Genomic DNA, 10,910 nt, shown 5'->3' on the forward strand with positions numbered 1-10,910 from the left:
CCCTCCCGGGCGGGGGCGCTCGCCGTTGGCGGCTCAGGGCCCCGTCGGCCCCGTCGTGCACGGCTGCGGCGACCACAGCCGGCAGGCCGCCGGGCCCTGCGGCGGCGGAGCGGCGCCCCGGCCCGCCGACGGCAGTTCCCAGCGCGCGACCGCCTGCGCCCGCGGCGCCACCAGGACGGCCTCCAGACCGGGCGCCGGGCTGCACCAGATGCTGGTGACGCCGCTCGGCGGGCCGCCGGGCACCAGCGGCACGCCCGGCTCCGCCCCCGCCCCGTCGGCGGGCAGGCACAGCGCGGGCGCCGGCGGGGCGACCGGCCGGAACAGCTCCGCCGGGCGCACCCCCGCCAGGGTGGCCAGCGTGGCCCCGCCCACCGCGACCGTCAGCAGCGCCGCCGCGCCCGTCCGGCTCGCCGTCCGGAGCCGGTGCCGGGCCCGCAGCGCCGGAACCGGCATCCGGTGCGGCTCCGGGCAGCCGCGCACCGCGGCCCGGTGCAGCAGCCCGCTCAGCCCGTCCGCGAAGCCGGGTGCCGCCGGATCCGGCCCGACCAGATCCGGCACCCACCGCGCCAGCGCCGCCCGGGCGGCCCACACCCGCCCCTCGGCCGCCGCCAGGGTGGACTCCACCTCCACCGCGACCGCCGCGGCCGGCAGCCCCAGCCCGTCGTGCAGCACCAGCGCCCGGCGCTGCGGCCGGGACAGCCGCCTGAGGGCCTTCAGCAGCGCCCGGTCCCGGTCGGTCAGCCGGTCGTGGTCCGGCAGCACCGCCTGGGCCTCGTCGGCCGGCCGCACCTTGATCCGCCGGTGCGGCAGCCCCCACGCGTGCGAGCGCCGGGGCCCGCCCCGGTGCCACGGGGACAGCGCCAGCTCGCAGGCCCGCACCCGGACCCACCCCTCCGGGCTCCCCGAACCGGCCACCGCCTCCCAGTGCCGCCGGGCCTCCCCGAACGCCCGCCGCACGCAGTGCACCGCCCGGTGGCGGCAGGCGGTCAGCAGGAACATCTGCTGCACCAGCCGGGTGTGCGCGGTCTCGTACAGCTCCTCGAAGCCCATCGCCGGGGCGGCCGGGGGCTCCGCGTCGAGGTCGTCGTCCGCGTCCGAGGGAGCGGCGGCGGCCAGCGCCGCCCACCCGGGGCCGGCGGCGGGCTCGGCCGGGGACTGGGCGCGGGCCGCGGGGGAGGGGGCGGCGTCGCGCTCCTCCTGCTCCGCCTTCCGGGCCCGGTCGGTCGGCCGCGCTCCGGCCGCTTCCGGCGCGGTCGGGGCCCGGTGCGGAGTGCCGACGTGGCCTGCCCCGGGCGCCGGGCCGGCGTCGCGGCCCTCCCGCTCGGCCTCCCGCTCGGCCTGCCGCGTACGGCCGGGGTCGCCGGATGCGGCCGCGGCGGTCGCCGGCCCCGCGTTCGCGGCTCGGACGTCCCCGCTCCGGACGTCTCCGGCCCGGACGTCTCCGGCGGCGGGAGAGCCGCCTGGCCGCCCGGGGGCCGTAGGAGGTGCCGGTTCGCTTCCCGTGTCGGACGGCCGGTGCAGGCCGTCGCGCGTCGCCGGTGCGGCCGGGCGCGTCGGCCCGGTGGCGGCGCCTGCCGCCCGGGCGTCGGGCGTGCACTCCTCCTGCGCGCGCCCGGGGGCGGCGCCCTTCGGGCCGGGCGACGGCCTCCCGGTTCGGGAGCGGCGCCGCTTGCCGTCCGCTTCCCCGCCCGGCGCGGCGCCGGACCGCGCGCGGTCGGCTGCCGGAGCCGGTCCCGGGCCGGCTGCCGAGGCCGGTCCCAGATCGGCCGGGTTGCGGCCGGCGAAGCTCACCGGTTGCCCGGTCGGGCCTGGGCCCGGGGGGTGCGGCAGGGCGCCGGCCAGCAGGGCGAGGGCCTCCGCCTCGGTGCGGGCGCCGAGCTTGCGCAGGGCGCGCTGGAGGTAGCTGCGGACGGTGGTGGGGGTGACCCCGAGGGCGGCGGCGGTGCGGGGGAGGTCGTGGCCGGCCGCGAGGTGGGCCAGGGTCTGGGCCTCACGGGGGGTCAGTTTCCGCAGCAGCCGACCCGCGTCGGTGTCGGCGCGGGCCGGCTTGCGGTGGCGCTCCGGGGTGGGGGAGTCGGCCGTGGGTGGCGTGGTCATCAGACGCTCCGGGCCGGGGCGCCGGCGGCTTGGGGGCAAGGTCTGAAAATGCGCATAAGCCAATAATCTGGGACACGGCGGCGGTTTGGCGCTTCACGGAGCATGGCGAGTCGCCTTGGCACCATGTGGCCCATGACGCAGCTGATGGGCCGTCCGATCCTGGAGTCGCCCGGTGGATTGGGCGTACGCCCCGCGCTGGCCGACCTGTTGGCGGGAGTGCGGACGGCGCTGGTCGGCCTCGCGGTGGTCGGGGCGCCGGTGCTCGGGTGCTGGGTGGTGTCGCCGTACGCGGACGACGGCGCGGCCGCTGTCACCCGGTTGGCGGGGGTGCTCTGGCTGCTCGCGCACGGCGCGCCGGTGCTGCGCGGGCCGGCGGACGCCCCGCTGACCGTCACTCCGCTGCTGCTCGGCGTCCTGGCCGTGGTCCGGCTCCACCGGGCGGCCGCCGGGGTGGCGGCACGGCGCGGGCTGCGTTCGCGCTGGGGCGGTCCGGTGGCGGTGTGGGCGGGCTACTGCGCGGTGGCCGTCGGGGTGGCGCTGCACTGCGCGGGAGCCGGGCCGTTCCGCAGCCGGGTGCTGCTGGACGTCCTGGTGGTGGCGCTGGTGGCGGGACTGGCGACGGCCGCCGGGGCCCGCTCGGTGACCGCCCTCGGCCTGCCGGCCGACTCCCCGCTGGACCGCCTCCCCCCGCGCTGCCGCCCGGCCGACGGCGCGCCGGTGGTGCGGGCCGCGGCGCTGGCGGGCGGGGCCGGGCTGGTCGCGGCGGGCGGCCTGCTGGTGGCGTGCTCGGCGGTGCTGGACGCGGTGGCCGGCGGCGGCCGGGGGACGGCGCTGCTGGGCGGTGGGCCCGCCGCGGTGTTGGGACTGCTGCTGCTCGCGCTGGCCGTGCTGCCGAACGCGGTGCTGTGGGGCGCCGCGTACGCGCTGGGTCCGGGCTTCGCGGTGGGCGCCGGGACGGTGGTGGCGCCGGCCGGTACGGCGCTGGGCCCGGTGCCCGAGTTCCCGCTGTTCGCCCTGCTGCCGGCGGACGGCCCGGGCGGCTGGCGGCTCGTGGTGTCGGCGCTGCCGCTGCTGGCCGGCGTGGTGCCGGCGGTGCTGCTGGGCCGCGCGGCGGCGGGGCGGCGGCCCGCCGTGGCCGGGGCCGGCGAGCGCCCCCGGCCCTGGCCGGCGGCGGCGACGGCGGTGGCCGCGCTGGCGGCGGCGCTGACGGTCGGGGCCGGGGCGGCGGTGCTGGGCTGGCTCTCCGGCGGGGCGCTGGCGGGGGAGCGGCTGGCCTGGGTGGGGCCGGTGCCGTGGACGGGCCCGGCGGCGGCGGGCTGGATCGCGCTGGTCGCCGTTCCGGGCGCGCTGCTGGTCCGGTACCGCGTGCTGGGCCCGGCGCACGGCGTGGGCGTGTCCGCCCGGCTCGCGCGGCGGGCCCGCCGGGGTGCGCTGAGGCTGCGCGCCCGTACGTACGCCCTGGTGCTGCGGCTCTCCGCGCCGGGCACGAGGAAGGCCGGCGGCCCTGGCCCCGATGACCGGGACCCGGTCGACCGCGTGGACCCGGTCGACCGCGTGGACCTGGACGCCTGACCGGACCCGGAACGCCTGACCGGACTCGGACGCTCGGGCCGGACGGCCGAGCGGATCCGGAGATCCGACTACTCGGTGTTCCCGGTGAAGTCCACGTACCACCGCGGCGCGTACCGGTCGCAGTTCTGGGCGCCGACGCTGGTCAGCGAGTCCTGGACGCAGGTGACGTAGTCGCGGTAGTGGTACCCGAGGCCGATCACCGAGGTGGCGACCACGACGGTCATCGCACCGGTCAGGATGCCGGCGAGCGCGGCCGGGGTGAGCGGGTTCGACGCCGGGGCCACCGGCATCGGGCCGCCCGGTCCGGCGACCGCGGCGGAGGCCGGACCGGTCCGCCGGGCGCGCAGCGCGCCGACGCCCCAGACGATGCCGAGCACCCCGACCAGCAGGGCGATCCAGTGGAACCCCGCGAACAGGCAGACCAGGGCGAACGGCCCGGCCAGCGCGGCGTTGCGGGCCTTGCGGTGGGCCGGATCGGCGAGGTCGAGCCGGGGCGGCTGCGGGGCCGGCGGCCGCTGGCCGGGGCGGCCGTCGCCGCCGGGGCCCCACGGCGGCGGCAGCTGGGGGCGCTGGCCGCCCTGCTCGTCGGAGCCGCCCCGGCCGTCCTGGCCGCCCTGCCCGTCGGAGCCGTGGCCCCCGCCGCCCCAGGGGCTGCGCGGCTGCCACGGCTGGTCCGGGGCATCCGCCGGCGGCGGTGCGAAGGGGTTGCGCTCGCCGGTGTCGTCGCCGCTGCTCATGGGTTCAGCCATTCCTTCTCGGTCGGGGCTCGTTCGGAGGTTCTCGCGTCGGAGCGGTCTCCCGCGCCCCCAATGATCCCGCAGCCGTCCGCCGGCCCACCGGCGGCCCGTGCCGCGGGGCCGGTGCGCGACCGCCGGTGGGCCGCCGCGGGCCGGGCAACTGCGGTGCGGCGGGCCGGAGGAGATCCCCGTCTCAACTACGCGCGTAGCGCCGCCGGGAGGGTGCGGAGGCCGTCCGACCAGCCGTTATCGTGGTGACGGTCAGCAGCCCACAGAGGTTCCCCGGGCCCGCGTCGCGGCGGGTTTCCCCGGAGTTCCCCCTCGCTCGACCTGCCGTTCGTAGTGGCCCCACCGCCGGTGGACGTACCAGCGGACGGCGCCCGACCTACGGAGAAACGCGCAGTGGCCGCCGCCCCCGCCCAGCACTTCCCGCCCCGTACGCCCGGACCGGCCCGCCTGGTGGTGCTGGTCTCCGGTTCCGGCACCAACCTGCAGGCGCTGATCGACGCCGCGGCCGATCCGGCGTACGGCGCCGAGATCCTCGCCGTGGGCGCGGACCGGGACGGGATCGTCGGCCTGGAGCGCGCCGGGAAGGCCGGCCTGCCGACCTTCGTCCACCGGGTGAAGGACTTCCCCGACCGGGCCGCCTGGGACCGCGCGCTGACCGCCTCCACCGCCGAGTACCAGCCGGACCTGGTGGTCACGGCCGGTTTCATGAAGATCCTCGGCCCCGAGTTCATCGCCGCCTTCGCCGGGCGGATCGTCAACACCCACCCCGCACTGCTGCCCGCCTTCCCCGGCGCCCACGGCGTCACCGACGCGCTCGCGTACGGGGTGAAGGTCACCGGCTGCACCGTCCACCTGGTCGACGCCGGCGTGGACACCGGGCCGATCATCGCGCAGGGCGTCGTCGAGGTCGTCGACGCCGACCACGCCGATGGCGGCGACGCGCTGCACGAGCGCATCAAGACTGTCGAGCGCAAGCTGCTCGTCGACGTCGTGGGCCGGCTGGCCCGCGAGGGTCACCGCATCGAGGACCGAAAGGTATGGATTCCGGCATGAGTGCCAGCTCCACCACCACGCCCGTTTCGGAGAACGTTCGTCCGATCCGTCGCGCGCTGATCAGCGTGTACGACAAGACCGGTCTGGAGGAGCTGGCCCAGGGCCTGCACGCCGCCGGGGTCGCCATCGTCTCCACCGGCTCCACCGCCGGCCGGATCGCCGCCGCCGGCGTCCCGGTGACCGAGGTCTCCGAGCTGACCGGTTTCCCGGAGTGCCTGGACGGGCGCGTGAAGACGCTGCACCCCCGCGTGCACGCCGGCGTGCTGGCCGACCTGCGGCTGGAGTCGCACCGCGCGCAGCTGGCCGAGCTGGGCGTCGAGCCCTTCGACCTGGTCGTGGTGAACCTCTACCCGTTCAAGGCCACCGTCGCCTCCGGCGCCACCCCGGACGAGTGCGTCGAGCAGATCGACATCGGCGGCCCGAGCATGGTCCGCGCCGCCGCCAAGAACCACCCCTCGGTGGCCGTGGTGGTCGACCCGGCCCGCTACGGCGACGTGCTGGAGGCGGCCCGGGAGGGCGGCTTCGACCTGGCCACCCGCAAGCGCCTGGCCGGTGCCGCGTTCGCCCACACCGCCGCCTACGACGTGGCCGTCGCGTCCTGGTTCGAGGACGGCTACGCGCCCAGCGACGAGCGGTTCCCCGAGTTCCTCGGCTCGACCTGGGAGCGGCAGAACGTGCTGCGCTACGGCGAGAACCCGCACCAGGGCGCCGCGCTGTACAGCGACGGCACCGGCGGCCTGGCCGGCGCGCGGCAGCTGCACGGCAAGGAGATGTCGTACAACAACTACGTCGACACCGACGCCGCCCGGCGCGCCGCCTACGACCACGCCGAGCCGGCCGTCGCGATCATCAAGCACGCCAACCCGTGCGGCATCGCGACCGGCGCCGACGTCGCCGAGGCGCACCGCAAGGCGCACGAGTGCGACCCGGTCTCCGCGTACGGCGGTGTGATCGCCGTCAACCGCCCGGTCACCGTCGCGCTGGCCGAGCAGATCGCCCCGATCTTCACCGAGGTCGTCGTGGCCCCCGGCTACGAGGAGGGCGCCCTGGAGGTGCTCACCCGCAAGAAGAACCTGCGGGTGCTGCTCGCCCCCGAGGCTCCGGCCAACCGCCGGGAGGTGCGCCCGGTCTCCGGTGGCGTGCTGCTCCAGGACGCCGACCGGGTGCACGCCGAGGGCGACGACCCGGCGAACTGGACCCTCGCCACCGGTGAGGCGCTGTCCGCGGCCGAGCTGGCCGAGCTGGCGTTCGCCTGGCGGGCCTGCCGGGCCGTCAAGTCCAACGCGATCCTGCTGGCCAAGGACGGCGCCTCGGTCGGCGTCGGCATGGGCCAGGTCAACCGGGTGGACTCCTGCAAGCTCGCGGTCGAGCGGGCCGGTGAGCGCGCCAAGGGCGCCTACGCGGCCTCGGACGCCTTCTTCCCGTTCGCGGACGGCCCGGCGATCCTGATCGCGGCCGGCGTCAGGGCGATCGTCCAGCCCGGTGGCTCGATCCGGGACGAGGAGGTCGTCGCGGCGGCCGCCGAGGCCGGCGTGACCATGTACTTCACCGGCGCGCGGCACTTCTTCCACTGATCCCGCCCACGGCGTGACGGCATGACAGAGCGGCCCGGCCCCCTCCGAGGAGGGAGCCGGGCCGCTCGGTCGTGCGGGCCGGTCAGTACCGCGGCCGGTTGAACCAGTTGACGCCGTCCTGGACGCACATGGCGGTGATCCAGATGATGCTGACCGCCAGCCAGAGCAGGGCCATCACCAGGCCGACGGCGGTGCCGCCGGAGATGGCGCCGAGCAGGATCAGCAGGCCGACCAGGCCGCCGAGCGAGCCGTACACGATGGTGGTGACGCGGACGGCGTTGCCGCCCTTGCCGAACTTCGCGCCCAGCGTGATGGAGAGCGCGGCGAACAGCCCGAACACCACGGCGACGACGATCAGGACACCGGCGGCGGCGTCGCCCAGCGCGGTGATCGGGTTGTCGTTGGTCGCGGCCCGGCCGGCGTTGGTGACGTCCTTGGCGGCCGCACCGATGATCATGTAGGCGATCGCGGCGAGCGTCTGCACGCCGCCGACGATGAACAGCAGCACGCGGGCGGTCGTCACCAGGCCCGGCATGGTCGGCGGGGCCACCGGCGCGTACCCGTAGGCCGGGGCCTGCTGCGGGTAGCCGTACGCGGCGGCCGGCGGCGGGGCCTGCTGCGGGTAGCCGTAGCCCGGGGCGGCCGGCGGCTGGCCGTACGGGTTGTTCGGGTCGGGCGGGTAACTCATGGATGCCTCCGGGCGGTTACGGGGACGCGGGGACGGGACACGGACGGCCCGGTGCCGGCCGGTGAGTCGGTTCACCGGCCGAAGGGGACGTCAGCGGAGCGGGGTGACAGCCCGGCGGCGGTGACGGGCGCCGCGGCTCGGCAGCGTGGTGAGCATCAGTGGCGCGAGGCGGCCGACGGGTGCGGCGCGGGGCGGACGGTGCCCGCGCGGTCGGACGGCTCGTTCTGCTGTGGTCGGCTCACTGGCTCTTTCCCCCGGGTACGCCCGCCGCGGGGTCCGTCGGCCCGTCACCGGGCCGGTATCGCGGCGGGAATGCGCGCTTATCGTCATCCGGACGACGGCGCCCTGTCCAGCCGGTTCCGCGCGCCGCGTCAAGACTGTGGCGCAACCGCAACGTGCGGCGGACCTTCGTGTCCGTCCGTTCACCCGGCGGTCCACCCGTTCGCCCACCCGCCCGTCGGCTCGCCCGGGGCCACCGGGGCCGTGGGACGCCCTCGGTACGGAGTCTGCCCGCGATCCGGGAGAATGGGGTCATGACTGCCCAGATTCTCGATGGCAAGGCCACCGCCGCCGCGATCAAGTCCGAACTCGCCGCCCGCGTGGCGGCCCTCAAGGCGAAGGGCGTCACGCCCGGCCTCGGCACCGTCCTGGTCGGCGACGACCCGGGCAGCCGCTGGTACGTGAACGGGAAGCACAAGGACTGCGCCGAGGTCGGCATCGCCTCGATCCAGCGCGAGCTGCCCGCCACCGCCACCCAGGAGGACGTCGAGAACGTCGTCCGCGAGCTCAACGCCGACCCGTCCTGCACCGGCTACATCGTCCAGCTGCCGCTGCCCAAGGGCCTGGACCAGAACCCGGTCCTGGAGCTGATGGACCCGGACAAGGACGCCGACGGCCTGCACCCGACCTCGCTCGGCCGGCTCGCCCTGGGCATCGAGGGCCCGCTGCCGTGCACCCCGCTCGGCATCGTCGAGCTGCTGCGCCGCCACGACGTCGAGATCGACGGCGCCGAGGTGGTCGTGGTCGGCCGCGGCATCACCGTCGGCCGCTCGATCGGCCTGCTGCTGACCCGCCGCAGCGAGAACGCCACCGTCACCCTGTGCCACACCGGCACCCGGGACCTCGGCGCCCACCTGCGCAAGGCCGACATCATCGTGGCCGCCGCCGGTGTGCCGCACCTGGTCAAGCCGGAGGACGTCAAGCCGGGCGCGGCGGTGCTGGACGTGGGCGTCAGCCGCAGCGAGGGCAAGATCGTCGGCGACGTGCACCCGGGCGTGGCCGAGGTGGCCGGCTGGATCTCCCCGAACCCCGGCGGCGTGGGCCCGATGACCCGCGCGATGCTGCTCAACAACATCGTCGAGGCGGCCGAGCGCCGCGCCGGCATCTGACACCCCAGGGACGGCGAGCATGACTGAACCGCGACCGGCACGGACCCGCCGCAGGCCGGTCAGGACCACCGGCACCCTGCCCCCCGAGGGCTCGGCCGCGGCCCTCGGGCGCGCTCACGCCCTGCCGGTGCGGCAGTGGCCGATCACGCTGGTCCTGCTGGTCGTCGGCGCCGGCCTCGCGGTCACCTGGTTCGCCGACTTCAAGGACGGTTTCAAGTACGGGCTGCTGATCCTCGGCGGCGGCGTGCTGCTCGGCGCGGTGCTGCGGCTGGTGCTGCCCGAGGTCGGGATGCTGGCGGTGCGCAGCCGCTTCACCGACGTGATCGTGCTGAGCTTCCTGGGCATCTCGATCGTGCTGCTGACCCTGGTGGCGCAGCCGAACCCGTGGGTGCAGATCCCGCTGCTCGACAACATCGGCCAGCTGATGGGCCGGCCCAGGCACTGACCCGACGTCCGAGGCGGCCCCCGCCCGGCCCATGGAAACCCAGGGCCGGGGCGGGGGCCGCCTTTCTTCTGTGACGCATCAGCCACGCCGGGACACCCGGCGTACGCTTCCCTTTGCGATAACCTGACGCCGGTCTCTCGACGTCGAGAGAGATCATCCTGGCTCCAGTGCCGGTGTGCCTGGGGCGCCTGGCGATTTGCTGGAGAAGGTAGAAATGACCCGCACCCCCGTCAACGTCACCATCACCGGAGCGGCCGGCCAGATCGGCTACGCGCTGCTCTTCCGCATCGCCTCGGGCCACCTGCTCGGTGCCGACGTGCCGGTGAACCTGCGCCTCCTGGAGATCCCGCAGGGCCTGAAGGCCGCCGAGGGCACCGCCATGGAGCTCGTCGACTGCGCCTTCCCGCTGCTGCGCGACATCACGATCACCGACAACCCGAACGAGGCCTTCGACGGCGCCAACGTCGCGCTGCTGGTCGGCGCCCGTCCGCGCACCGCGGGCATGGAGCGCGGCGACCTGCTCCAGGCCAACGGCGGCATCTTCGGCCCGCAGGGCAAGGCCATCAACGACCACGCCGCGGACGACATCAAGGTCCTGGTCGTCGGCAACCCGGCCAACACCAACGCCCTGATCGCCCAGCGCAACGCCCCGGACGTCCCGGCCGAGCGCTTCACCGCGATGACCCGCCTGGACCACAACCGCGCCGTCGGCCAGCTGTCCGCCAAGACCGGCGCCCTGGTCTCCGACATCAAGCGCGTCACCATCTGGGGCAACCACTCCGCGACCCAGTACCCGGACGTCTTCCAGGCCGAGATCGCCGGCAAGCCGGCCTTCGAGGCCGTCGGCAGCGACCTGGCCTGGCTGGAGAACGACTTCATCCCGACCGTCGCCAAGCGCGGCGCCGCCATCATCGAGGCCCGTGGCGCCTCCTCGGCCGCCTCGGCCGCCAACGCCGCCATCGACCACGTCCACACCTGGGTCAACGGCACCGCCGAGGGCGACTGGACCTCCATGGGCGTCGTCTCCGACGGCTCGTACGGCGTTCCGGCGGGTCTGATCTCGTCCTTCCCGGTCACCACCAAGGACGGCAGGTTCGAGATCGTCCAGGGCCTGGAGATCTCCGACTTCTCGCGCGCCCGCATCGACGCCTCGGTCAAGGAGCTGACCGAGGAGCGCGACGCGGTCCAGGAGCTGGGCCTCATCTGAGCCCGCCCCGCACGGCTCCACCGGCGGGCCCCCCCCACCCCCCCCCCCCCGGGGGGCCGCCCCCGTGTGCGGCCTCCCGGCGCGCCGCCCGGGGCGGCCCCCGCGGGGCCCGGCCCCCCAACACACGCCCCCCGGGAACC

The 10,910-nt window shown here is 76.4% G+C and carries 9 protein-coding genes; 6 read left to right on the forward strand and 3 right to left on the reverse strand.

Annotated elements, in window-relative coordinates; translation table 11 throughout:
• Window positions 1–33 precede the first annotated feature (33 nt).
• Complete coding sequence (locus ACFY0X_RS20230; protein ID WP_387756441.1) at window positions 34–2,097, reverse strand: sigma factor-like helix-turn-helix DNA-binding protein; 2,064 nt, start codon at window positions 2,095–2,097, stop codon at window positions 34–36.
• A gap of 132 nt (window positions 2,098–2,229) precedes the next feature.
• Here ACFY0X_RS20230 and ACFY0X_RS20235 point away from each other — a divergent pair, with 132 nt between their 5' ends.
• A complete protein-coding gene (locus tag ACFY0X_RS20235; RefSeq protein ID WP_387756443.1) occupies window positions 2,230–3,669 on the forward strand; it encodes a DUF6350 family protein in 1,440 nt (479 codons plus the stop codon).
• A 68-nt stretch (window positions 3,670–3,737) separates the two neighbouring features.
• Here the strand turns inward: ACFY0X_RS20235 and ACFY0X_RS20240 are convergent, their stop codons facing one another.
• Window positions 3,738–4,406: a hypothetical protein gene (locus tag ACFY0X_RS20240; protein ID WP_387756445.1), complete on the reverse strand. Its 669-nt coding sequence runs from the start codon at window positions 4,404–4,406 to the stop codon at window positions 3,738–3,740.
• A gap of 402 nt (window positions 4,407–4,808) precedes the next feature.
• Between ACFY0X_RS20240 and purN the strand changes: the two genes are divergently transcribed.
• Together purN and purH are read left to right on the forward strand one after the other, a co-directional pair.
• Complete coding sequence (purN, locus tag ACFY0X_RS20245) at window positions 4,809–5,468, forward strand: phosphoribosylglycinamide formyltransferase (protein ID WP_387756447.1); 660 nt, start codon at window positions 4,809–4,811, stop codon at window positions 5,466–5,468.
• Window positions 5,465–7,042 carry a bifunctional phosphoribosylaminoimidazolecarboxamide formyltransferase/IMP cyclohydrolase gene (gene purH / locus ACFY0X_RS20250; protein ID WP_387756449.1) on the forward strand — a complete coding sequence of 526 codons (1,578 nt, stop codon included), beginning with the start codon at window positions 5,465–5,467 and terminating at the stop codon, window positions 7,040–7,042. The genes purN and purH overlap by 4 nt, the downstream gene beginning before the upstream one ends.
• An 82-nt stretch (window positions 7,043–7,124) precedes the next feature.
• Here purH and ACFY0X_RS20255 read toward each other — a convergent pair whose 3' ends face one another.
• Window positions 7,125–7,730, reverse strand: a complete 606-nt coding sequence (locus ACFY0X_RS20255; RefSeq protein ID WP_387756451.1) for a hypothetical protein — start codon at window positions 7,728–7,730, stop codon at window positions 7,125–7,127.
• A gap of 533 nt (window positions 7,731–8,263) precedes the next feature.
• Between ACFY0X_RS20255 and ACFY0X_RS20260 the strand changes: the two genes are divergently transcribed.
• The 3 genes from ACFY0X_RS20260 to ACFY0X_RS20270 all read left to right on the forward strand — a co-directional run bounded on the left by ACFY0X_RS20260 (window position 8,264) and on the right by ACFY0X_RS20270 (window position 10,770).
• Entirely contained in the window at window positions 8,264–9,118 is an 855-nt protein-coding gene (locus tag ACFY0X_RS20260) for a bifunctional methylenetetrahydrofolate dehydrogenase/methenyltetrahydrofolate cyclohydrolase (protein ID WP_359819675.1), read from the forward strand.
• Window positions 9,119–9,137: 19 nt separating this feature from the next.
• The gene (locus ACFY0X_RS20265; protein ID WP_387756454.1) at window positions 9,138–9,563 is read left to right on the forward strand and encodes a DUF3017 domain-containing protein; all 426 of its coding nucleotides are present in this window, start codon (window positions 9,138–9,140) and stop codon (window positions 9,561–9,563) included.
• A 214-nt stretch (window positions 9,564–9,777) separates the two neighbouring features.
• Window positions 9,778–10,770, forward strand: a complete 993-nt coding sequence (locus ACFY0X_RS20270; protein ID WP_387756456.1) for a malate dehydrogenase — start codon at window positions 9,778–9,780, stop codon at window positions 10,768–10,770.
• The last annotated feature ends 140 nt before the right edge of the window (window positions 10,771–10,910 follow it).

The organism is Kitasatospora sp. NPDC001547 (assembly GCF_042894165.1).
Lineage (GTDB): Bacteria > Actinomycetota > Actinomycetes > Streptomycetales > Streptomycetaceae > Kitasatospora.

Bases quoted from the DNA above. Each gene is read 5' to 3' on its own strand.
- ACFY0X_RS20260 (WP_359819675.1), top strand. From the start codon at position 8,264: ATGACTGCCCAGATTCTCGATGGCAAGGCCACCGCCGCCGCGATCAAG.
- ACFY0X_RS20265 (WP_387756454.1), top strand. From the start codon at position 9,138: ATGACTGAACCGCGACCGGCACGGACCCGCCGCAGGCCGGTCAGGACC.
- ACFY0X_RS20255 (WP_387756451.1), bottom strand. From the start codon at position 7,730: ATGAGTTACCCGCCCGACCCGAACAACCCGTACGGCCAGCCGCCGGCC.
- ACFY0X_RS20235 (WP_387756443.1), top strand. From the start codon at position 2,230: ATGACGCAGCTGATGGGCCGTCCGATCCTGGAGTCGCCCGGTGGATTG.
- ACFY0X_RS20230 (WP_387756441.1), bottom strand. From the start codon at position 2,097: ATGACCACGCCACCCACGGCCGACTCCCCCACCCCGGAGCGCCACCGC.
- ACFY0X_RS20240 (WP_387756445.1), bottom strand. From the start codon at position 4,406: ATGAGCAGCGGCGACGACACCGGCGAGCGCAACCCCTTCGCACCGCCG.
- purH (WP_387756449.1), top strand. From the start codon at position 5,465: ATGAGTGCCAGCTCCACCACCACGCCCGTTTCGGAGAACGTTCGTCCG.
- ACFY0X_RS20270 (WP_387756456.1), top strand. From the start codon at position 9,778: ATGACCCGCACCCCCGTCAACGTCACCATCACCGGAGCGGCCGGCCAG.